Annotated in this window: 19 protein-coding genes and 1 riboswitch; of the genes, 9 read left to right on the top strand and 10 right to left on the bottom strand. The window is 71.8% G+C overall.

Going from position 1 to position 21,336, the window contains the following annotated elements; translation table 11 throughout:
- Positions 1-135: 135 nt before the first annotated feature.
- From KBX50_RS13730 to KBX50_RS13720, 3 genes are all read right to left on the bottom strand, one after another.
- Complete coding sequence (locus tag KBX50_RS13730) at positions 136-1,152, bottom strand: hypothetical protein (protein WP_210937423.1); 1,017 nt, start codon at positions 1,150-1,152, stop codon at positions 136-138.
- A gap of 3 nt (positions 1,153-1,155) precedes the next feature.
- Positions 1,156-1,287, bottom strand: a riboswitch (cyclic di-AMP (ydaO/yuaA leader).
- 166 nt (positions 1,288-1,453) lie between these two features.
- Positions 1,454-2,800, bottom strand: a complete 1,347-nt coding sequence (locus KBX50_RS13725) for a YibE/F family protein (RefSeq protein WP_210937422.1) — start codon at positions 2,798-2,800, stop codon at positions 1,454-1,456.
- A gap of 275 nt (positions 2,801-3,075) precedes the next feature.
- Positions 3,076-3,372, bottom strand: a complete 297-nt coding sequence (locus KBX50_RS13720) for a metal-sensitive transcriptional regulator (protein ID WP_093408543.1) — start codon at positions 3,370-3,372, stop codon at positions 3,076-3,078.
- A 116-nt stretch (positions 3,373-3,488) separates the two neighbouring features.
- Between KBX50_RS13720 and KBX50_RS13715 the strand changes: the two genes are divergently transcribed.
- From KBX50_RS13715 to KBX50_RS13700, 4 genes are all read left to right on the top strand, one after another.
- Positions 3,489-3,698: a heavy-metal-associated domain-containing protein gene (locus KBX50_RS13715; protein ID WP_093408540.1), complete on the top strand. Its 210-nt coding sequence runs from the start codon at positions 3,489-3,491 to the stop codon at positions 3,696-3,698.
- 33 nt (positions 3,699-3,731) lie between these two features.
- The gene (locus tag KBX50_RS13710; RefSeq protein ID WP_210937421.1) at positions 3,732-4,745 is read left to right on the top strand and encodes a hypothetical protein; all 1,014 of its coding nucleotides are present in this window, start codon (positions 3,732-3,734) and stop codon (positions 4,743-4,745) included.
- Between the two features lie 11 nt (positions 4,746-4,756).
- Positions 4,757-7,006 carry a cation-translocating P-type ATPase gene (locus KBX50_RS13705; RefSeq protein WP_210937420.1) on the top strand — a complete coding sequence of 750 codons (2,250 nt, stop codon included), beginning with the start codon at positions 4,757-4,759 and terminating at the stop codon, positions 7,004-7,006.
- A 72-nt stretch (positions 7,007-7,078) separates the two neighbouring features.
- Positions 7,079-7,252 carry a CsbD family protein gene (locus KBX50_RS13700; protein ID WP_210937419.1) on the top strand — a complete coding sequence of 58 codons (174 nt, stop codon included), beginning with the start codon at positions 7,079-7,081 and terminating at the stop codon, positions 7,250-7,252.
- Positions 7,253-7,309: 57 nt separating this feature from the next.
- On the opposite strand, the gene KBX50_RS13695 is transcribed toward KBX50_RS13700, so the two are convergent.
- Together KBX50_RS13695 and KBX50_RS13690 are read right to left on the bottom strand one after the other, a co-directional pair.
- The gene (locus KBX50_RS13695; RefSeq protein WP_210937418.1) at positions 7,310-8,269 is read right to left on the bottom strand and encodes an anti-sigma factor RsbA family regulatory protein; all 960 of its coding nucleotides are present in this window, start codon (positions 8,267-8,269) and stop codon (positions 7,310-7,312) included.
- The gene (locus KBX50_RS13690; RefSeq protein WP_307870950.1) at positions 8,266-9,111 is read right to left on the bottom strand and encodes an MEDS domain-containing protein; all 846 of its coding nucleotides are present in this window, start codon (positions 9,109-9,111) and stop codon (positions 8,266-8,268) included. The genes KBX50_RS13695 and KBX50_RS13690 overlap by 4 nt, the downstream gene beginning before the upstream one ends.
- A 117-nt stretch (positions 9,112-9,228) precedes the next feature.
- Here KBX50_RS13690 and KBX50_RS13685 point away from each other — a divergent pair, with 117 nt between their 5' ends.
- Positions 9,229-9,804: a sigma-70 family RNA polymerase sigma factor gene (locus KBX50_RS13685; RefSeq protein WP_210937416.1), complete on the top strand. Its 576-nt coding sequence runs from the start codon at positions 9,229-9,231 to the stop codon at positions 9,802-9,804.
- Between the two features lie 7 nt (positions 9,805-9,811).
- Here the strand turns inward: KBX50_RS13685 and KBX50_RS13680 are convergent, their stop codons facing one another.
- A complete protein-coding gene (locus tag KBX50_RS13680; protein WP_210937415.1) occupies positions 9,812-10,648 on the bottom strand; it encodes a zf-HC2 domain-containing protein in 837 nt (278 codons plus the stop codon).
- 113 nt (positions 10,649-10,761) lie between these two features.
- Positions 10,762-11,388, bottom strand: a complete 627-nt coding sequence (locus KBX50_RS33585) for a universal stress protein (protein WP_210937414.1) — start codon at positions 11,386-11,388, stop codon at positions 10,762-10,764.
- Positions 11,389-11,510: 122 nt separating this feature from the next.
- Here KBX50_RS33585 and KBX50_RS13670 point away from each other — a divergent pair, with 122 nt between their 5' ends.
- On the top strand, positions 11,511-12,728 hold the full coding sequence (locus KBX50_RS13670) for a D-arabinono-1,4-lactone oxidase (protein ID WP_210937413.1): 1,218 nt from the start codon (positions 11,511-11,513) through the stop codon (positions 12,726-12,728).
- Positions 12,728-13,093: a sensory rhodopsin transducer gene (locus KBX50_RS13665; RefSeq protein ID WP_210937412.1), complete on the top strand. Its 366-nt coding sequence runs from the start codon at positions 12,728-12,730 to the stop codon at positions 13,091-13,093. Before KBX50_RS13670 ends, KBX50_RS13665 begins: the two co-directional genes overlap by 1 nt.
- 59 nt (positions 13,094-13,152) lie before the next feature.
- Here the strand turns inward: KBX50_RS13665 and KBX50_RS13660 are convergent, their stop codons facing one another.
- The 3 genes from KBX50_RS13660 to KBX50_RS13650 form a co-directional block, all read right to left on the bottom strand.
- Positions 13,153-14,766: an ABC transporter permease gene (locus tag KBX50_RS13660; protein ID WP_210937411.1), complete on the bottom strand. Its 1,614-nt coding sequence runs from the start codon at positions 14,764-14,766 to the stop codon at positions 13,153-13,155.
- A complete protein-coding gene (locus tag KBX50_RS13655; protein ID WP_307870949.1) occupies positions 14,763-15,704 on the bottom strand; it encodes an ABC transporter ATP-binding protein in 942 nt (313 codons plus the stop codon). Before KBX50_RS13655 ends, KBX50_RS13660 begins: the two co-directional genes overlap by 4 nt.
- Before the next feature lie 88 nt (positions 15,705-15,792).
- Complete coding sequence (locus KBX50_RS13650; RefSeq protein ID WP_210937410.1) at positions 15,793-17,403, bottom strand: potassium/proton antiporter; 1,611 nt, start codon at positions 17,401-17,403, stop codon at positions 15,793-15,795.
- A 310-nt stretch (positions 17,404-17,713) separates the two neighbouring features.
- On the opposite strand from KBX50_RS13650, the gene KBX50_RS13645 reads away from it, so the two are divergent.
- Both KBX50_RS13645 and KBX50_RS13640 read left to right on the top strand, forming a co-directional pair.
- On the top strand, positions 17,714-18,469 hold the full coding sequence (locus KBX50_RS13645; RefSeq protein ID WP_210937409.1) for a potassium channel family protein: 756 nt from the start codon (positions 17,714-17,716) through the stop codon (positions 18,467-18,469).
- A 215-nt stretch (positions 18,470-18,684) separates the two neighbouring features.
- A complete protein-coding gene (locus tag KBX50_RS13640; protein ID WP_210937408.1) occupies positions 18,685-21,336 on the top strand; it encodes an HAD-IC family P-type ATPase in 2,652 nt (883 codons plus the stop codon).

Below are 21,336 nucleotides of genomic sequence, written 5' to 3'. Positions count from 1 at the left end.
CCCGCGACCCACCGCGAGGAATGACGCGGGTCCGGGTACCGGCAGTCGGCGACCGCGTCCGACGGTGACCTCCGGAACGACGAGGGCCGTCCCGCCACGGTTGGCGGGACGGCCCTCGGTGCGTCGCGTCGGCGATCAGAGCAGCGACACGTGAACGTGGTCCGTGTGGTTGGACGGGCCACTGTAGGAACTCCAGCGTTCCGTGGCCGCGAACCAGATCTGTCGGTTCCAGATCACGTAGTAGACGCCCAGTCGGTCGGCGTTGCGGACCAGGAAGGCCGCCAGGTTGTTGCCGTAGATCCGGGTGTCGTTGTTGTGCCACGGGCTGAAGCCGCTGTTCTGCAATGACCAGTCACAGGCTCGGCCCTTGGGGTGCTCGAACTTGTCACCCGGACGGAAGCAGCCGACGAACCGGTTGAATCCGGCCCGCTTGACCTCCTTGTACATGTGCAGCGTCCGCGGGGTGATGCAGCCCGACGTGGTGGGATCGTTCTGGCTGCATGACTCGGACTTCCAGCCGCCGTCCGAGGCCCGGTTCGGCGCAATCCGGGCCACCGGCGAGGTGGCGTCCACCAGCCCGCCGGTCAGGCCGACACCACCGACCAGCCGGAGGGACTTCTCCGCCTCGCTCTTCTTGCGCGCCATGTCGTTGGTCAGCTTCTTCTGCTCGCGCACCTCGGCGTCGAGCGCGAGCTTGGCCTGCTCGGCGCGGAGCTTGATCGCGTTGACCTCGCCCAGTTTCTTGTCGTTGACCAGGTTCAGCTCGTCCAGTGCTGAGGCCCGGTTGATGAACGAGTCCGGTGCGCTGCTCTGCAACAGCATGGCGATCGCGCCGACCCGGCCCGTCCGGTACGACTGGGTGGCGATCTGGGCGACCTGTGGCGAGAGAGCGTCGAGGTCGGCCTGCGCGGCGCGGACCTCGACCGCCAGGCGGAGCTGGCGCTTCTTGGACTTCTCCAGTTTGGCCTTGGCCTTGGAGTAGTCCCGGGTGGTCGCCTCGATCAAGTCGTTGAGCATCGGCGGGTCGTCGTCGTGCTCCGCTGGTTTGGGGTCGTTCGGTGCGGCCGTCGCCGGCATCGGACCAGCGAACACGGCGAACGCGGCGAACACGGCCACCACGGGCGTCAACCAGCGGCGTAGGGGTGCCGTCACTGTATTCCCTTCCATCGACCGCCGACCGGGTTAGCTGACGGGTTCGGGACGGAAGTGGCCCCTACCGCTTTCGCGGATTCACCCCACGTACCTGGGTCCCCGGCTCGCCTGGCGGCGATTGGGCGGCGGCACCGCAGGCGCCGCTGCGCGCCTTCGGCGGTGACCGGCAGTGAGGTTACCTGACAGTCCATCTGTGCTTCTACGCCCCGAACCCGACGAGATGCGTCATTTCGTAATCGCTTTGAGTGACCAGCGACACGATTACGGGCCGCGTTGGCAGAGGCGGTCACGTTGAGGAGTGTCACCATGTGGTGTCCGTGCTCCTGTCCGGGTCGGGCCACCTCGAAGGGGTGGCGGGGGACGTGTTTCGGGTGGGTGGGGTGCTGAGGGCGTGGAGCGCCTCGGCCCGGTCCGTTGCCGGCCGGGGAATCACGGGGGTGGACGCACCGCTGTGGACGTCGGCGTCGCCGCGCCCGGCGGTGCTGACCACCGCGGCCAGCGCGGTGGTCAGCGGTACCGCGGCGATCAGCCCGAGCGTGGCGACCACGCTTCGAACGATCTCCGTGGTGAGGAACTCGCTGGTCAGGATCTGCCCCAGCGCGCGGGAATCCGCGGTCAGCAGAAGCAGGAGGGGCAGCGAGGCGCCGGCGTACGCCAGCACGATCGTGTTGACCACCGAGGCGATGTGTGCCCGCCCGACCCGGGTCGCCGAGCGGTACAACTCGCGGCGGGAGAGGCCCGGGTTGGCGTGGCGCAACTCGTTGACCGCAGCGGCCTGGGTGACCGTGACGTCGTCGAGTACGCCCAACGAGCCGATGATGATGCCGGCGAGCAGCAGACCGTGCAGGTCGACGTCGGCGCGGAACATGGACAGGGTGGTGGCGTCCTCGCTGCCGAAACCGGTCAGGTGGGTGGCCCCGGTCGCGGCCAGCCCGAGCAGCCCGGTGAGCACCAGACTGGCGAGCGTGCCGAGCACGGCCACCGAGGTCTGGGCGGATATGCCGTGGGTCAGGTACAGCACCACGAACATGATCAGCGAGGCGCCGACGATGGCGACCGCGAGCGGTGGCTGGCCGGCGCTGATGCCGGGCAGCACGAAGGTCAGCAGGATGGCGAAGCTGGCGGCCAGGCCACCCAGCGCGGCCAGTCCGCGTAGCCGCCCGAAGGCGACGATGGCGGCGGCGAAGAGTACGGCCAGCCACACCAGCGGCTTGCCGCGTTGGTGCTCGGCGATGTTGTAGGAGCTGACCGAGGGGTCCTCCGGGTCGATCAGCGAGACCAGGATGATGTCGTCGTCGACCTCCACGCGAGGGGCGCCCGGCCCGGTCGGGATGGGTGTCTGCACCTCCTGCCCGGCGTCCGGTCCGGTCTGCACCCGGACGGTGACCGTGCCGCAGGGGCCGTCCGCGGCCGTCGGAGTCCCCTCGGGTACCACCGGGTTGGGTGGGCACGGCTCGCTGACCACCCGGGTGACCGTGCCGTGGTAGCGGGGGGTGTCGTCGGCGGCCTCGGGGCGCGGGGCGTCCCGGGGCCAGAGCACGATGGCGGCGACCAGGGTGGCGATGAAGAGGGGGACCACCGTCACGACAAGGATCCGCCGCACCCCCGGCGGGGTGGGCGGAGCGGAACGGGTGTGGTCGGCGCCCATTCAGTGTCTCCCAACGATTTCAGGGCTGAGTACGTGTCGATGGGCGAGACGGTTCAGTGCCGCCGGACGGCGGTGTGGAAGGGCAGCCCGAATGGCCTGAGCGTGGCAGGGTGGCTGCGTACCGTGAGCTGTGGACCGGCTCGCGACGGCCGTGCGGGCGTACGCCTGACGGCGACCTCGGGCCGCGAGGCACGGATTTCGGCTGGCCATCGTGTGCGAATGGTAACCAGCCCGACCTGCCGACGCCTGTCGCGAGGGTGCGTCGGCGGGTCGGGTCAGCCGCGCTTCATGAGCCGGCCCACGGCGGCCATCATCTCGGTCGCCATCTCGTCGGCGCGCCCCTCGGCGGCACCTTCGTGCATGCAGTGCCGGGCGTGCCCGTCGAGCAGGCCGAGGGCGACCTTGTCCAGGGCGGCCTGGATGGCGGAGATCTGAGTGAGCACGTCGATGCAGTAGCGGTCCTCGTCGACCATCTTCTCGATGCCGCGGACCTGGCCCTCCACCCGGCGCAGGCGGGCGAGGAGCTGGTCCTTGCTGGCGGTGTAGCCACGGATCGGCGCGGGTGTGCTCATGCCGGCAAGAATAACCTACCCCCGGGGGGTATGGTACGGTCGATGCGACGGATACCCCCTGCGGGTATCCGGGTGGGCATTCGGCCCGCCCCTTTCGGAGTAGCGAGGAGAGTTCCATGGTCAGCACGACGTACCAGGTGCAGGGCATGACCTGCGGGCACTGTGTCAACGCGGTCAGCACCGAGATCGGTGCGATCGAGGGCGTCAAGGACGTCCAGGTGGATCTGGCCGCCGGTCGGGTCACCGTCACCAGCGACCAGCCGCTCTCCGACGACGCGGTGCGTGCCGCCGTCGACGAGGCCGGATACGAGCTGGCCGGCGCCTGAGCCGGCCGGCGCGCGGAAACCGAGGGGTCAACCATGAACACGGCGACGAAGCTGAGTGGCTTCGTGCTCGGCCTGACGGCGGTGTTCGGCACGGCCTACGGGGTGGGGCAGCTGACCGGTCCGGTTGCCGTGGTCGCCGCCGGCCACGACAGCGAGGGCGCCGGCCACGGCGGTGACGCCCGCGACGAGGGTGACGCCGGGCATGAGGGGGTGGCCGGACACGAGGAAGGAGCCGGGCACCTGCCCGGCGGCCTGCTCGTTTCCGACCGTGGCTACACCCTGGTGCCGGTCGACGCGCCGCCGGGTGAGTTCGCGTTCCGGATCACCGGTCCCGATGGCCGTCCGGTGACCGGGTACGACGTCACCCACGACGAACGGATGCACCTCATCGTGGCCCGCCGCGACCTCTCCGGATTCCGGCACGTCCATCCGGAGCTGGCCGGGGACGGCACCTGGCGGATCGCCTCACCGCTGGGCTCTCCCGGGGTGTGGCGGGCCTTCGCCGACTTCACCCCGTCCGGTGGTGACCCCTTGACGCTCGGCGTCGACGTGACCGTCCCCGGCGCGCTGACCGAGCGGCCGCTGCCCGCCCCGGCGAGCAGCGCCACCGTCGACGGTTACACGGTCGCCCTCACCGGAGCCCCGCAGCCGGGGCGCACCACGACCCTGACGCTGACCGTCAGCCGCGACGGCACGCCGGTCACCGACCTGGATCCGTACCTCGGCGCGTACGGTCACCTGGTGGCGCTGCGCCGTGGTGACCTGGCCTATCTCCACGTACACCCCGAGGGCAGCCCGGGAGACGGGCGCACCGCCCCCGGCCCACAGGTCAGCTTCGCCACCGAGTTCCCCTCGGCCGGCGCGTACCGGCTCTATCTCGACTTCCGCCACCGGGGAGTGGTGCGTACCGCCGAGCTCACGGTGCACGTCGGTGACCAAGGCGGCACCACCGGACCGGCCGACGGACGCCCCACCACCGGACCGGCCGACGGGCACCCCACCGGGCCCGCGGACGGGCACGGAACCCCCGGGCACGGACACGACTGACAGGACCAGCCATGAGTACGAGCCGACCCCTGACCGCCGCACCGCACCTGATCGAGCTGGCCATCGGCGGGATGACCTGCGCGTCCTGCGCCGCCCGGATCGAGAAGAAGCTCAACCGGATGGACGGCGTGCAGGCCACCGTCAACTACGCCACCGAGAAGGCGACGGTCTCGTACGCCGACCCGGTCACTCCGGACGATCTCGTCGCCACCGTCGAGAAGACCGGTTACCAGGCCAGCCTGCCGCCACCGCCCACCCCGGCCGGACCGGCTGCCGCCGAGCCGGCGGACCCGCTCCCCGCACTGCGTACCCGGTTGTGGGTATCGGTGGCGCTGAGCCTGCCGGTGATCGCGCTGGCCATGGTGCCGGCCTGGCAGTTCACCTACTGGCAGTGGCTGTCGCTGACCCTGGCCGCCCCGGTGGTGGTCTACGGCGGGCTGCCCTTCCACCGGGCCGCGCTGGTCAACCTGCGGCACGGTGCCGCGACGATGGACACTCTGGTGTCGCTCGGCACGTTGGCCGCCCTCGGCTGGTCGGTGTGGGCGTTGCTCCTCGGTACCGCCGGCACCCCCGGCATGACCCATCCGTTCAGCTTCTCCATCGGGCGTACCGACGGCGCCGGCAACATCTATCTGGAGGCGGCCGCCGGAGTGACCTCCTTCATCCTCGCCGGCCGCTACTTCGAGGCGCGCGCGAAGCGAACCGCCGGGGCGGCCCTGCGGGCCCTGCTGGAACTCGGCGCGCGGGACGTGTCTGTGCTGCGGGACGGCGTCGAGACCCGGATCCCGGTCGACCAGCTCGTGGTGGGCGACCGCTTCGTGGTTCGGCCCGGCGAGAAGATCGCCACCGACGGAACGGTGGAGGAGGGCTCCTCGGCGGTCGACGCCAGCCTGGTCACCGGCGAGTCGGTACCGGTCGAGGTGGGAACGGGTGACGCGGTGATCGGCGGCTGCGTCAACGCCGGTGGCCGACTGGTGGTCTCCGCGACCCGGGTCGGTGCCGACACCCAGCTGGCCCAGATGGCCCGGCTGGTCGAGCAGGCGCAGAGCGGCAAGGCCGCCGCCCAGCGGCTCGCCGATCGCATCTCCGGGGTCTTCGTGCCGATCGTGATCGCCCTGGCTGCCGGCACGCTGGGCTGGTGGCTGGGGAACGGCGCCGGACCGGCCGCCGCCTTCACCGCCGCCGTGGCGGTGCTGATCATCGCTTGCCCGTGCGCCCTCGGCCTGGCCACCCCGACCGCGCTGCTGGTCGGCACCGGGCGGGGCGCACAGCTCGGCGTCCTGATCAAGGGGCCGGAGGCGCTGGAGTCCACCCGGCGGGTGGACACCGTGGTGCTCGACAAGACCGGCACCGTGACCACCGGCCGGATGAGTCTGCTCGCGGTGACCCCCGCCGCAGGTGAGCGACGCGACGAGGTGCTGCGCCTGGCCGCCGCCCTGGAGAGTGGCTCGGAGCATCCGGTCGCCCGGGCGGTGGTGGCCGGTGCCGCCGAGGTCGGCGCGCTGCCGCCGGTCACCGATTTCGCGAACGTGGCCGGGTTGGGGGTCAGCGGCACCGTGGACGGCCGCCAGGTGCTGCTCGGCCGGGCCCGGCTGTTGGATGAGCGGGGTCTGGTCGTACCGGGTGATCTCGCCCGGGCGGCGACCGACGCGGAGGCGGCGGGGCGCACGGCCGTGCTGGTCGGCTGGGACGGCCGGGCCCGCGGCCTGCTCGCCGTGGCCGACCAGGTGAAGCCGACCAGCCGGGAGGCGGTACGGCGGCTGCGTGCGCTCGGCCTGAAGCCGGTGCTGCTCACCGGCGACAACGCCACGGTCGCTCGGGCGGTGGCCGGCGAGGTGGGCATCGACGAGGTGATCGCGGAGGTGCTGCCCACGGAGAAGGTCGAGGTGGTCGCCCGGTTGCAGGGGGAGGGTCGGGCGGTGGCGATGGTGGGCGACGGCGTCAACGACGCCGCCGCGTTGGCCCAGGCGGACCTCGGCCTGGCGATGGGCACCGGTACCGACGTGGCGATCGAGGCGTCCGACCTGACTCTCGTCCGGGACGACCTGCTGGCCGCCGTGGACGCCATCAGGCTGGCCCGCGCCACCCTCGGCACCATCAAGGGCAACCTGTTCTGGGCGTTCGCCTACAACGTGGCAGCCCTGCCGCTGGCAGCCGCCGGGCTGCTCAACCCGATGATCGCGGGGGCGGCGATGGCGTTCTCATCGGTGTTCGTGGTGGCCAACAGCCTCCGGCTGCGCCGGTTCCGTCCCGTTTCTTGAACTTTCCGGTTGGCCGATGCCGGACTGGGGTACCTGACTGGGCGTAGCGACAGGATTCCCCGGGAGGGTGACATGGGCGTCGAGGACAAGTTCAACAACACCGCCGAGGACACCGGCGGCAAGATCAAGGAAGGCGTGGGTCGCGCCACCGACGACGAGCGCCTGGAGGCGGAAGGTCGCGGCGACCAGATGCGCGCCAACCTCAAGCAGGCCGGCGAGAAGATCAAGGACGCGTTCCGCAAGTAGTCCGGTACGCGACGAACCGCCGGGCCGGCGAACGCCGGCCCGGCGGTTCGTGTGTGCTCAGGCGCCCAGCGGTCGTCCGGCGGTGAGTCGCAGGGTGAATCCCTGGTCGTCACGGTGGTAGGTGACGTGGTTGCACGACTGATGGGTGATCCACAAGCCCAGCCCGCCGGGCATCCCGTTGGCCGACGGCAGCAGCCCGGCGTACGGATCCTGGGGGCCGGAGCCGGCGTCACTGACGGTGGCGACGATGCGGTCCGCGCCCGCCCACAGCCGGAACCGGACCGGTGGACTGCCGTGCCGCAGCCCGTTGGTGACGGTCTCGCTGACGGCGACGACGAAGTCGTCGAACTCGTCATCCCGTAGCCCGCCCTGGCCCACCTGGTGCACGGCCGCGCGGGCCTGCGCCGCCGTCGGGCCGAGCAGGTCGACCAGGGGCGGGGTCGTCTGCATCGGGTCGGGAGGCATCGGGCGCGACTGGCGCAGGAAGGTCTCCGGCGCGACGTAGTCGACACTCGGCAGGTGCCGCCCGTCGACTGCGGCGAAGCACGGGTGAGTGGCGGCGACGTCCGCCAGCACCCCCGGTGCTGTGGTCCGGGTGTCGTACGCGCACATGCTCCACAACGGCCAGTCGTCGTACGCGTGGTTGATCGCCGACTCGTACCGGGCCCACCAGTCCCAGGTGGGGCCGAGACCGACCGGTGGCACCTCGCCGATGATCCGGATCTGGGTGGCACCGTCGGCGACCAGATCGGCGAGGAGCTGGCGGTACATCCGGATGGCGGCGGTGGGCCGGGCGTAGACGTCACCGCCCGACAGGAACTCGACCTTCGTGTCGGCGGGCAACGCGGCACGGACCAGGTTGGCGTTGCGCTCGCCGAGCGAGACGAAGGTGGGCTCGTTCGCTTCCACACCGCCGACCAGGAATGGCATCACGACGGCGAGCAGTTCCTGGTCGGAGCCGTAACAGAGAGCCTCGTGGAAATAGCCGGTGCGCCCGGCGGCCGCACCGGTCCTCACCGGGCCACCTCCACCCGCAGGTCGGGCAGGTCCAGCAGGGCGGCGAGCCGGGCCACCCCGGAGCGGGCGGCCCGTAGCACCACCGTCACCTGCCGGTCCCGGGCGTACTCGTTCAGGTGGATGAGCGCCCGGTGGTCGAGGAAACGGAGCCCGTCGGCGTCCAGCACCAGTTCGTCATCGACGGGTTGCAGATCCGCGCGGTCCAGCGCGGTGCGGAACAGGTCGTGGTTGGACGGGTCCAACTCACCGGCGAGGGCGGCCTGCCCCTGACGAAGCGGCACCGCGTACAGCCGGAACAGCAACTGGCCGAGGTTGTGTTCCGGGTGCAGGCAGGCCAGCTCGGCGACCGCCGGCTCGCCCAGCTGCGAGCGGTCGTACGCGCACATGGCCCGGAACGGGTCGGTGCGCATCATCTCGTTCACGCGCTGCTCGTAGCGGGCGAACGCGTCGCGTTGCGCGGCGGTGCGGACCAGCTCGGTGGCGTCGGCGGCCACCCGCAGGCCGGTGTATCCGGCGGCGACCGCCTCCCGGGTCGCCCGGCGGTAGGCCGCCACCTGACTCGCCGGATCGATCACCGCTGTTCTGCCGTACGCGCCGTCGAGGGAGCGGACCTGGGCGGCGCCCGTCAGCAGCGCGTCGGCGAAATTCCGGACCCCGAGCAGGTGGTCCCGGATCGGTTCGGTGGGACCGGAGACGACGAACCAGACCCGCTCGCCGGCCGCCAAGCCGGCGCGCAGAAACTCCACGGCATGGGTCATGAACCCGGCCGGGTCGTCGTACGCCCAGCACAGGTGCCCGTACCGCGGCGGCTGGTCAGTCAGCACGGCACTCCGCTCGCTCACGTGAGGTGCCCCATCAGTGCAGTCTACGGCGTCGTCCGGAGTGGTCCGGCTAGGCAGGTCCTCCAATTGTCGGCTCGCCAGGGAACCAACCGGCGGTTTCCACCGACCAATACGGCGATGACAGCCGTGACCGACGACATCAGCGGGTACGCGCTCGCCGCGGGCCGGGGCGACCATGCCGCCGCAGCAGCGTTCGTGCGGGCCACCCAGCACGACGTACGCCGGTTCCTGACCCACCTGCCCGGGGTGCGGGAGGTCGACGACCTGGTCCAGGAGACGTACCTGCGAGCCTGGCGGGCACTGCCGTCGTTCGCCGGCCGCTCCACGGCACGGACCTGGCTGCTCGCCATCGCCCGCCGGGTCGCCGTGGACCAGGTACGCGCCGCCACCTGCCGGCCACGGACCGCGAACCTCAGCGACTGGCAGACCGCCGCGGAGAGCACTGCGGCCGGAGTACGTGCCGGGGTGGACGAGCAGGTGGTACTCCGTGGAATGCTCGACGGCCTCGCGCCCGAGCGGCGGGAGGCGTTCGTGGCGACCCAACTGCTCGGCCTGTCGTACGTCGAGGCCGCGCAGGTGTGTGACGTGCCGGTCGGCACCATCCGGTCCCGGGTGGCCCGGGCCCGCGAGGACCTGGTCGCGGCGATACGGTCGGCCGACCATCCGGCGGACCGGCCCGGTGCCGCCGGCTGAGGCCCTGTCAGGCGACCCGCCGCTGGTCACGGCTGCCGTCGCCCCGGCCGGCGCCGCTACCGGCCCGGGCCGGCCCGTGGTGCGCCTGGGCCGAGTAGGGCGGCAGCAGCCGTAGCGGGGCGGGCTCGTCGATCTCGTCGAGGCGCAACCGCCAGCGGGACCGCTCCGGCTGGTGCCGGTCGCTCGGGTCGCCGGGTTGGCGAGAGCTTCGGGCCAGCAGCACGGTGATCAGGTAGCCGACCACCAGGAAACCGTGACTCACCAGCCGTTCCACCGCGACCTGCGAGGCGACGAGGTCGTTGACCGACAGCAACACCAGGGTTACCACGAAGGCGCCGAGCATCGGCAGCAGCCCCGACGGCGAAGTTCGACGCAACGCGACGAAGAGGAAGCCCGCACCCACGGCGACGTTCCACGCGGCGGATTCGTGCCACAGGTGCTGGCCGTTGGAGTGGAGGTGCTCGGCGACCTCGGCCCGGCCGATCTGCGCCAGCCCGAGCACCAGTTGCACGGCGCCCAGCAGACCCAGCGCGGCGCGCAGCCCGTTGACCAGGCTGGGTCGCGCACTGGTCGCCGGCCACCAACGACTTGGCATCGCGGCGGCGACGAACGTGCGCCAGCGCCGACGGGGCGGCGGCGCGGCGGCGAGAATCGCCTCGGTCAGATCCGGCAGCGAGGTCACCACCTGGGTACGCGCCCGGCGGGTCACCTTCGCCGCCGAGTCCAGCCAGGCCCGGCAGCCGGCACAGGTGTCCAGGTGCGCACCGACCCTGCGCTGCTCGTCCGCCGTGACCTCACCGTCCAACTGCGCCGACAGAATCTCCCGCCACTGCTCACACCGCATGTACCTATAGTCGCTCCCCGGGCCGGCCTGGTTCCCGGTCGGGACCGCCGGACCGACCGACACCGAGGTCAGGGCTTGGTGGGGTGCCGGGTGGTGGCGTGGGTCGCGGGCGGTCAGCGGCCGGGCAGGCTGCCGAGCAGAACGGCCCGCCTCGATCGGCGGGTGAGCCCCTCGGCGACGCTACCCAGCAAGCGGTCGCCGATCCCGTGTCCGTGCCGGCCGACCACCAGCAGGTCCACATCCCGGTCGTCGGCGACCGCCAGCAGGGCATCGGCCGGGTGACCGGTGACGACCACGGTGGTGGGCCGGGGCAACCCTTCGGGAAGTCCGGCGGCCCGCTCGTCGATCATGCGACGGGCCCGCTCGTGCTCCCGCCGAGACTCCGCGTCGGTCAGGTCGGGGCTGGTCACGGTGACCAGGACGAGTTCACTCGTGCTTCCGGTGAGGGCGCGGGCGATGGCACGCAGCGCCCGGTCGGAGTGCGCGGAGCCGTCCACCCCGACCAGCACGCGCAGTCCGGTGCCGACCGGTTCGGCTGGCCGGTGGCGTACGTCGACCAGCTGTGGGCGGGCCCGGCCCCGCTCGACCGCGATCGGTACGAACAGCGGCCCGAGCAGCGCACCCACCAGGTACCAGAGCGGGCTGCGGTGCCCGCCACGGGTGACGAAGACCGCCGCCGTGCCCAGGCCGATGGCCAGCCACAGCACCGCCACCAGCGCTGCGTACCACCACTCAGACACGACGTATCCCGCTGTCGGGTCGGGCCCTCGACATGGCAGGGACGGGTTCGGCCATGCCCGCGACTACCCCGCCAGGCCGAGGGTAAGCGCACGGTTCGTCCGTCGCGAGGAGGTTGCCGGGGGTGTCCCGTCCGTTCGTGAACTGGTCCGGCAGTCTCGCCTTCACCCCGTCCGGCTACGCCGAGCCGGCCGACGAGGACGAGGTGCGGGAGCTGGTGTTGCGGGCCCGCGAGTCGGGAAACACCCTGCGCCCGGTGGGCTCGGGCCACTCATCGAGCCCGCTGGTACGCACCGACGGCACCCTGGTCAGCCTGCACCGGATGGCCGGTGTGATCGACAAGGACAGTGACCGGGCCACGGTCCGGGGCGGTAGCCGGCTCAAAGAGCTGGGCGAGGGCCTCTACAAGGCGGGACTCGCGATGGAGAACCTCGGCGACGTGGACTACCAGTCCATCGCGGGCGCCACCGCCACCGGCACCCATGGCACCGGCCTCGGCTTTGGCAACCTGTCCACCCAGGTGTCGGAGGTACGCCTCGTGACCGGCACCGGCGAGGTGCTGGACGTATCCGCGACCCGCAACAGCGACCTGCTGCCTGCGGCCCGGCTCTCCCTCGGCGTGCTCGGTGTGGTCACCCAGCTCACGCTCGACCTGCAAACCCGCTACGACCTGAGCCGACGGACCTGGTGTGCACCGGTCGAGTGGACCCTCGACCATCTGGCCGACCTGCAACACACCAACCGCAACGTGGACTTCTACTGGTACCCGCGCAGCGACCTGACCCAGATCCGCACCATGAACCGGGCAGACGGGGCATCCGCACCGTCGTCGACGTCGACCAGCCGGACACCCAAGACCGACGGGTGGTACGCGCCCCGGGAATTGGAGGTCGGGCCGACCCACCGCACCATCCCGCAGAACCGGAAACTGCGTTTCGAGGAAATCGAGTACATGCTCCCGTCGGAGGCGTTCCCGTTCTGCTTCGCGGAGGTCCGGCGGCGGATCCTGCGCCGACATCGGCGCATCGTGGGCTGGCGGGTGCTGGTCCGCAGCATCGCCGCCGACGACATCTGGCTCAGCAACGCGTACGGTCGCCCCACCACCGCCATCGCCTGCCTGCAGAACGCCTCGTTGCCGTACGAGGAGTACTTCCGGGACATGGAGGCCGTCTTCCGGCAGTACGGCGGACGGCCGCACTGGGGCAAGAAGCACTGGTTGACCGCCGACGACCTGCGACCGCTCTTTCCCCGCTGGGACGACTTCCAGGCGGCCCGCCGCCGCCTCGACCCGGACGGGGTGTTCCTCGCCCCGGACCTGGCCCGACTGCTGGAGGAGGCGTGATGGCGCAGGTGTGGGCGGTGCCGGGCGGGCACGTGCCGTTCGGCGGTACCGGCGGCGAGCCGCAGTTCACCAGTTTCGACAAGTTGTGTGTGCTGAACACCACCGCCTCCGAGGCGGAGGTGACGCTGAACTTCTACTACGAGGACGCCGAACCGGTCGGGCCGTACCGGTTCGCCGTCGGTGCCCGACGCATCCGGCACGTACGGGTCAACGACCTGATCGATCCGGAGGCTGTCCGCCTCGACCGCCCGTACGGCTGCGTGCTCAGTTCGCCGGTGCCGGTGGTGGTGCAGTTCCTCCGGCAGGACACCCGCTTGCCGGGCACGGTGGCACTCACCGGGACCATGGCCTACCCGCTCGGTTAGGCCGCGTCCACCTTCCGGGCAGGCGCAGCCACGGTCGGCTGCCAACCGCCAGCCACTGATCAACCCAGCAGGTCGCGACGCCGGTGGCCAAGCATGCCGAGGGCGGCGGCGAGCGCCGCGATCCCGGTCATGATCCACCAGGCCGGCCAGGCGGGCGACTCGGCCGGGACCGCCGCCAGATGGGTGAACGGTGAGATCGCGGGCACCCACCCCGGAAGGTCGGCGCTGTCGGCGAGCACCTGGAGCAGGAACCCGCCGATCGCGGGTAGGACGCCGACGGCCGCGGTGGCCCGGGGCAGCCAACCGAGCGCGAGTATCGCCGCGCCGAGGCAGAGCAACACGACCGGCAGCACGTTCCAGGTGCCGGCCAGGGCCGCGGTCAGCGGCAGCGGGGCGTCCACCAGATAGGCGCCGAGCCAGGTCGCCGTCGCCGCCACGGTGACGAGGACGGCCACCCCGGCGAAGGTGGCCAGCGTCTCGGCGGTCAGCAGCCGGTTACGGCTGACCGGCTGCGCGTACAGCGACGTCAGCCGGCCGTCCGTCTCGGCGGCCACGAACTCGGCGAGTCGGGACGCGGCGAAGACCCCGACCGGCAGGGCGAGCAGGACGAACAGGGACGCGGTGTAGCCGCGTACGCTGCCCAGCTCGGTGAAGCCGGCCTGGGCGGCCAGTTCGGCGAAGCGCGGATTGTCCGACAGGAAGCGGGTCATCGACGTCGCCAGCAGACCGATCAGCAGAAAGTAGGCGCCGATCCCGGCGGACCAGCCGGCGAGCGGGCGCACCATCCGGCGTACCGCGAAACCGTCGACCGTGCCGAGCAGCCATGTGCGGGGCGGCCGGCCGGCCGGTGCGGCGACCAGCCCGGCCCGAACGTCACGAGGCCCGGCCAGCGCCATCGCCGCCGTACCGACCAGGAGCGCCGCACCGGCGAGCACGAACAGCGGCAACAGCCGGTCGTCGTGGTAGGGGCGGACGAGGGCGAGCAGCCCGTACGGCGACAGCCAGCGCAGCCAACCCAGCGCGGCGACACCGTCCCCGACCATCCGGGCCAGCAGCCCGAGGCCGAGCACGGCCAGGGCCAACCCGCTCGCTCCGGCCCGGGTCGGCATCACCTGCGCAGTCAACAGCGCCGTCGACACGGCGAAGAGGGCAACCAGCACGAGACCCGCCGCGTACCGAAGTGCGCCGCCCGGTGGCGTACCGGCCGCGACGAGCACGACCCCGGCCGCGGCCCCGGCGACCACCACGGCGGCATCCAGGACGGCGAGGTGCCGACCGAGCACAGCCGGCACCGCCAGCCGGCCAGCCAACAGGAGGTCCCACCGGCCGCTCTCCTCCTCGCCCCGGGTGACCCGGGTGGTGGCGAGCACCCCCCACACCGAGAGCAGGACGGCCAGTACGGTGCCGGTCCGCCAGACGGTGAACCCACCCGGGGTGTCCAGCGCGAACGGTTCGCCGAAGAGGGTGCGGACCGCCGGGTTCTCAGCGAGGGCGGCCAACGCGGCGGCGTCGAGTGCGGTGCCGGCCGTGCTCTCGTAACCGGCGACGACGACGGCGGTGATGCCGGCCGTCACCGCGGACACGACGAGCGCGGGCCGGCGGACCTGGCGCAGGGCGAGCCGGGTGACAGCGGCCGTGGCGGTGCCTGCGGCACCGGCTCCGACGGTGCTCATCGGCTCCCCTCCCCGTAGTAGTCGAGGAAGATCTCCTCCAGCGTGGGCTCGCGCATGGTGAGGGTGGTGACGTCGGCCGCCGCCAGTGCCCGCAGGGCCGGGCCGGGCGGCCCGGTGAGGGTGAATCGCAGCGCCGCCCCGTCGACCTGAACGCCCTCGATCCCCGCCACGCCGGTCAACTCCGGCACCGGGCCGGCGAACCGCACCAGCACCTCGGTGCGGTGCAGTCGCCGCAACTCAGGCATGGTGGCGACGTCGACGAGACGCCCGGCTCGCAGGATGCCCACCCGGTCGCAGACGGCTTCCACCTCCGCCAGCTGATGGGAGGAGAGGAACACCGTGCTCCCGGCGTCGCGGGCCTCGTTGACCGCGCGGCGGAACTCGCGTTCCATCAGCGGGTCCAGGCCGGCGGTCGGCTCGTCCAGGACGAGCAGCGGCGCGCGGGTGGCGAACGCGGCGATCAGTGCCACCTTCTGCCGGTTGCCGGTGGAGTAGGCCCGGCCCGGCTTCGACAGGTCGAGGGCGAACCGGGCCACCAGTTCGTCCCGGTAGGCGACGTCGACGCCCGGCCCGGTGGCGCCGAGCAGCTCCAGGATCTCCGCGCCGGTGAGCTGCGGCCAGAGCGTCACATCGGGCGGCACGTAGGCGAGCCGCTGGTGCGCCGTGGCCACCTCGGCGGCGGGAGTGCCGAAGATCCACGCCTGGCCGGCGGTCGGGCGGGCCAGGCCGAGCAGCAGCCGGATGGTGGTGGACTTGCCGGCGCCGTTGGGGCCCAGGAAACCGAACACCTCACCGGCGTCGACGGTCAGGTCGAGATCGTCGAGAGCGAGCAGCGAACCGTAGCGCTTGGTCAGGTGCTCGGTGCGGATGGCGGGTGGCTGCACGGCGGCCTCCGTGAGGTTGTTGAGGACACGACCGCCGACCAGGCTTCCCGGCACACCAGCCTCACCGTAGGGCCGGTGTCAATGCCCCGACGGTTGTCGCCATCGCGAGGTGATGCACCTGGCAGTCCGCTCGCCCGGCCGCTCAACCAGCCGACTGGACGAGGACCGGCGGTGATTCGTCGCCGGTGTCCGGCGGTGGTGCCGTGGGCGGGGGAGCCGTGGGGGCATCCGGGTGGCGCCGAATCCTGGCCGGCTGCTCCGGGTCGCCGGTCTCGCCGCGCCAGTGGGCCAGCCGTCCGGCCCGGGCGACCGCCCGCAGACGGCGTTCCGCCCGGTCCCGGACGTGTGGAGTGGTGACCACGAGCAGCTGATCACCCTGGCGCAACCGGGCGTCCGGCTCGGGTACGAAGGCAGTCCCGTCGCGGACCACGAGGGTGACCGCGGCCGGTGGCGGCAGCCGCAGCTCGCGGATGTGCACGCCGTGCATCCGGGAGTCGGGCTCGACCGTGAGATGCAGCAGGTCCGCGTCGATGGCGTCCAGCGGCGCGGACTCGACCTGCAGGTCCGGACCGATCCCGGCCGAGCTGAGCCGCAGGCGTTTGGCCAGCCACGGCAGCGTCGGAGCCTGTACCAGCGTGAAGACCACGACCAGCACGAAGACGATGTTGAACAGCTGCTCGCTGGCGCCGACGCCGGCCACGACGGGAATGGTGGCCAGCACGATGGGCACCGCGCCCCGCAGCCCGGCCCAGGACAGCAGCACCTGTTCGCGCAGCGGAATCCGGAACGGCAGCAGGGTCACCAGCACCGACATCGGGCGAGCGAGCAGCAGCAGTACCAGACCCACGGCGAGGGCGGGCAGGATCGCGGCGGGCAACTCGCTGGGATTGGCCAACAGGCCGAGCATGACGAATAGGCCGATCTGCGCGATCCAGCCGAGCCCCTCGGCCACCGACACCGTGGCGCGGCGGTGCGCCAGCCGGGCGTTGCCCAGGATCAGCGCGGCGAGGTACGCGGCGAGGAAACCACTGGCCTGGACGAGCCCGGCGGCGGCGAAGGCGAAGATGCCGCAGGAGAAGGTGGCGATCGGATAGAGGCCAGAGGCGGGCAGGGTGAGCCGACGCAGGAACCACACTCCGGCGATGCCGATCGCGACGCCGACCACGCCACCGACGCCGAGCTGGTAGACCATCTGGACCAGCAGTTCCACCGGACTGGTCGCGGTCAGTCCGGTGGCGCTGAAGGCGAGCACCAGGATGACGGTGGGTGCGTCGTTCAGCCCCGACTCGGCCTCCACCAGCCCGGCCAGCCGCCGGGGCAACGGCAGGGTGCGCAGCACCGAGAAGATCGCCGCCGCGTCGGTGGAGGACACCACCGCGCCCAGCAGCAGAGCCAGCTGCCACGAAACGTCGAGTAGCAGGTGCGCACCGAGAGCGGTGACCCCGACGCTGATCAGCACACCGACGGTGGCGAGCGCGGTCGCCGGTGCCAGTACCGGCCGGATGTCGGAGAACCGGGTGGTCAGGCCACCCTCCACCAGGATCACCGCAAGCGCCGCCGTGCCCAGGGCCTGTGCCAGTGCGGCGTCGTCGAAGCGCAGGCCGAGCCCGTTCTCGCCGAGCAGCAGCCCGATGCCGAGGTACGCCAGCAGCATCGGTACGCCGACCCGGGTGGCCAGCCGAGCGGCGGTGACGCTGACCAGCACGGTCGCCGCCGCGGCGATCAAGAGCAGATTGACCTGTTGCAGGGTCATCTCGGAACCCGTCCCAGCCGCAGTCGACCCATGCATCCGCTCCCTCACGCTCACGCCCGCTGTGGGGTACAACGCCGACACCCGCCCCCACGGGCCGCACGGCCGGCACGCCCGGCTCTGCCAGCCGGGCGGCAACCCGTGCCACGGTGTGTCCCCCGCGCTCACGTTACCGGGCGAGCAGCCGCCGAATGCCGAGCGTGACGGTGACGCACTGACCGGACGATCTGCGGACCGCCTGTGGGGACCGTGTCCGGCTGCGCGACCATGGCCCGGTCACGCGTACGACGACGGAGCAGATGGGAGCCGGCTCATGAGTAGCGGGACAGCGCAGCGGACCGATCGGCTGGAGGCATGGGAGCGGGTCAGCGCCGCACCGCTCACCGTGCTGTCCGTGGTGTTCCTGGTGGTGTACGCGGCACCGATCCTGCGTCCGGACCTCAGCCCGGCATGGCGGGCCGCCTGTTCCGCCACGACGGTTGTCGTCTGGGCGCTGTTCTGGGTGGACATCCTCGTTCGGCTGCGGCTGGCCGCGGACCGGCGGAAGTTCCTCCGGGAACACCTCTTCGACCTCGTGGTGCTGACCCTGCCGATGCTGCGACCACTGCGCGCGGTACGCCTGGTCATGGTGGTGCTGACCATCAATCGCCGCACCGAGGTGTGGGCGCGCGGCCGGCTGGCCGTCTACGTCGCCGCCACCACGGCACTGCTGGTGCTGGTCTCCGCGCTGGCCGTGCTGGACGCCGAACGACTCGCGCCGGACGCCAACATCACCGCCTTCGACGACGCGCTGTGGTGGTCGACGGTCACCATCACCACCGTCGGCTACGGCGATTTCTATCCGGTGACCACCGCGGGGCGATTCGTCGCTCTCGGTCTGATGATCGGTGGGATCGGCCTGATCGGTTTCGTCACGGGTTCGCTGGCGACCTGGATCGTCGACCGCGTCGCGGCTGGCGCCGACAAGCCGGCGGCGGCCACCAGCGACGACGTGGCGGCCCTGCGCGCCGAGATCGCCGCCCTGCGGCGGCAACTCGACCCCGATCCGGCCGAGCGCACCAGCGGCTGAGCGGCAACGGCCGGCAGCGCGTCGGCCGTGATCAGGCGTTCCGGCCTGCTTGGTCGAGTTTGTCCCGGAAGATGGTGGACGCGGCCTCCGGCCGGCCGCCAGGGCGGGAGGCGGCGACCCGAGTCGGTGGCGCGGGTCCGGTTCTCTTCGTCGGCGGGGTGACGGTGACGCTCGAACAGTCAGCGGGGACGTCGCGGTCCAACGAACACCACGGCATGTCCACCCACGAGGTGGTGCTGCTGCTGGAGACGGACCCGCAGCGCGGCCTGAGCAACGCCGAGGCCGCCCGGCGGCTGGACCGGTACGGGCCCAACGTACTGCCCGCCGCCGGTGGTGGCGGCCTGCTGCGTCGGATCCTGCGGCAGTTCCACAACCCGCTCATCTACGTGCTGATCGCGGCCGGCGTGGTCACCGCGGTCCTCGGGGAGTACGTCGACTCGGCGGTGATCTTCGCGGTGGTGCTGATCAACGCCGGGATCGGGTACGCCCAGGAGTCGCGGGCCGAGGCGGCCCTGGACAGCTTGCGCTCGATGGTGCGTACCGAGGCGCGCGTGATCCGCGACGGCGAGCTGCGGGCGATCTCCTCCGACGACCTGGTCCCCGGTGACCTGGTGGTGCTGGAGGCCGGCGACAAGGTGCCGGTGGATCTGCGGTTGGTCCGGCTGGCCGAGCTGCGGGTGGACGAGTCGGCGCTGACGGGCGAATCCGTGCCGGTGGACAAGCTGGAGGCGGAGCTGCCGGTGGGCACACCGGTGGCCGACCGGCGCAACATGGTCTGGTCGGGCACGCTCATCGCGGCTGGCGGCGGCGCCGGCGTCGCGGTGGCCACCGGGGCCGAGACGGAACTCGGCCAGATTCACCGACTGGTCGGGGCGGCGGAGGCGTTGGCCACCCCGCTGACCCGCAAGCTGGCCCGGTTCAGCAAGGTGCTGACCGTGATCATCCTGGTGCTGGCGGCGGTGACCTTCGCCGTCGGTCTGCTCCGCGGCCAGGACGTGGTCGAGACGTTCACGGCGGCCGTGGCGCTCGCCGTCGGTGCGATCCCCGAAGGGCTGCCGGCGGCGGTCACCATCACCCTGGCGATCGGGGTGACCCGGATGGCCCGTCGACGGGCGGTGATCCGTCGGCTGCCGGCGATCGAGACGTTGGGCAGCACGACGGTCGTCTGCTCCGACAAGACCGGCACGCTCACCGAGAACCAGATGACGGTCCGGGCGCTGTGGACCCCGGACGCCGGTTTCGAGGTGACCGGCGCCGGCTACCGGCCGGAAGGGGAGGTCCGGGACGACGGCCGGGGCGGCGAGGCGCTGCGCTGGTCGCTGCTGGCCGGTGCCGGATGCAACGACGCGCGGGTACGCGAGCAGGACGGCGAGTGGCTGCTGGCCGGTGATCCGACCGAGGGCGCGATGCAGGTGGTCGCGGCAAAGGCGGGGATCGACCACGGTCGGCTGTCCGCCGACTATCCACGCCGGGACACCATCCCCTTCGACTCGAAGCGGCAGTACATGGCGACGTTGCACGACGAGCGCGCCACGGGCCGGACGGTGGTCCTGGCCAAGGGCGGCGTCGAGCGGATCGTGTCGATGTGTCGGGGCGAGATGGGTGCCGACGGTCAGATCCGCCCGCTCCGGGCCGACGCCGCGCTCCGGGCGGCCGAGGAACTGGCCGGTCGCGGGCTGCGGGTGCTGGCCACCGCCGTACGACCACCGGACGGGCCCGACGACGGTTTCGACGAGGTCGCGCTGCCCGGCACCCTGGTCCTCACCGGGTTGCAGGCGATGCTCGACCCACCCCGCAGCGCCGCCGCCCCGGCGGTACGGGCCTGCCACTCGGCGGGCATCAACGTCAAGATGATCACAGGCGACCATGCGGCGACCGCCGGTGCCATCGCCGGCCAGCTCGGGCTGCTCGACGCCGAACGTCCGGACCGGGTGGTCACCGGCACGGACCTCGAAGAGTTGCCCGCCGAGGGGTTCGGCGAGGCGGTGGATCGGGCCGCCGTCTTCGCCCGGGTCTCCCCGGAACAGAAACTCCGGCTGGTCGAGACCCTTCAGCAACGAGGCCACGTGGTCGCGGTGACCGGCGACGGGGTCAACGACGCCCCCGCGCTGCGGCAGGCGAACATCGGCATCGCGATGGCCCGCTCTGGGACCGAGGTGGCCAAGGAAGCGGCCGACATGGTCCTCACCGATGACGACTTCGCCACCATCGAGGCCGCGGTGGAGGAGGGCCGCGGGGTCTTCGACAACATCACCAAGTTCATCGTCTGGACGCTGCCGACGAACCTCGGTGAAGGGCTGGTGGTGCTGGTCGCCATCGTGCTGGGTGCCACGCTGCCGCTGCTGCCCACGCAGATCCTCTGGATCAACATGACCACCGCCGTCCTGCTCGGCCTGATGCTGGCCTTCGAGCCGAAGGAGCACGGCATCATGCGACGGCAGCCCCGCGACCCGGCCCGGCCGCTGCTGACCGGCTCTCTGGTGATCCGGATCGTGCTGGTGGCCACGTTGTTGGTGGCCGGCGCGTGGTGGGTGTTCCAGTGGGAGCGGTCCAACGGCGCCGATGTCGCACAGGCGCGTACCGCCGCCATGAACGTCTTCGTCGTGGTCGAGACGTTCTACCTGTTCAGTTGCCGGTCGCTGACCCGTTCGGCCTGGCGGCTCGGTTTCTTCAGCAACCGTCTGCTGTTGCTCGGCGTCGCCGCGCAGGCCCTGTGCCAACTCGCCATCACGTACCTGCCACCGATGAACACCATCTTCGACACGGCACCGATCGGGCCCGACGTGTGGTTGCGCATCCTGGCCGTCGGGGCGGTTTCCGCCGTCGTGGTCGCCATCGACAAGCGGCTGCGCCGCAACCTCGGCTGA

Origin of the sequence: Micromonospora sp. C51, from assembly GCF_018070435.1 — a bacterium.
Taxonomy (GTDB): Bacteria; Actinomycetota; Actinomycetes; order Mycobacteriales; family Micromonosporaceae; genus Micromonospora; species Micromonospora sediminimaris.
This window is presented reverse-complemented; position numbering and strand designations above follow the sequence as displayed.

What these genes read in the sequence shown, in the direction of transcription:
- KBX50_RS13640 (WP_210937408.1), top strand. Translation starts at nt 18,685, where the DNA reads ATGTCCACCCACGAGGTGGTGCTGCTGCTGGAGACGGACCCGCAGCGC.
- KBX50_RS13680 (WP_210937415.1), bottom strand. Translation starts at nt 10,648, where the DNA reads ATGCGGTGTGAGCAGTGGCGGGAGATTCTGTCGGCGCAGTTGGACGGT.
- KBX50_RS13715 (WP_093408540.1), top strand. Translation starts at nt 3,489, where the DNA reads ATGGTCAGCACGACGTACCAGGTGCAGGGCATGACCTGCGGGCACTGT.
- KBX50_RS13660 (WP_210937411.1), bottom strand. Translation starts at nt 14,766, where the DNA reads ATGAGCACCGTCGGAGCCGGTGCCGCAGGCACCGCCACGGCCGCTGTC.
- KBX50_RS13645 (WP_210937409.1), top strand. Translation starts at nt 17,714, where the DNA reads ATGAGTAGCGGGACAGCGCAGCGGACCGATCGGCTGGAGGCATGGGAG.
- KBX50_RS13720 (WP_093408543.1), bottom strand. Translation starts at nt 3,372, where the DNA reads ATGAGCACACCCGCGCCGATCCGTGGCTACACCGCCAGCAAGGACCAG.
- KBX50_RS13700 (WP_210937419.1), top strand. Translation starts at nt 7,079, where the DNA reads ATGGGCGTCGAGGACAAGTTCAACAACACCGCCGAGGACACCGGCGGC.
- KBX50_RS13705 (WP_210937420.1), top strand. Translation starts at nt 4,757, where the DNA reads ATGAGTACGAGCCGACCCCTGACCGCCGCACCGCACCTGATCGAGCTG.
- KBX50_RS13685 (WP_210937416.1), top strand. Translation starts at nt 9,229, where the DNA reads ATGACAGCCGTGACCGACGACATCAGCGGGTACGCGCTCGCCGCGGGC.
- KBX50_RS13650 (WP_210937410.1), bottom strand. Translation starts at nt 17,403, where the DNA reads ATGACCCTGCAACAGGTCAATCTGCTCTTGATCGCCGCGGCGGCGACC.
- KBX50_RS13665 (WP_210937412.1), top strand. Translation starts at nt 12,728, where the DNA reads ATGGCGCAGGTGTGGGCGGTGCCGGGCGGGCACGTGCCGTTCGGCGGT.
- KBX50_RS13725 (WP_210937422.1), bottom strand. Translation starts at nt 2,800, where the DNA reads ATGGGCGCCGACCACACCCGTTCCGCTCCGCCCACCCCGCCGGGGGTG.
- KBX50_RS13710 (WP_210937421.1), top strand. Translation starts at nt 3,732, where the DNA reads ATGAACACGGCGACGAAGCTGAGTGGCTTCGTGCTCGGCCTGACGGCG.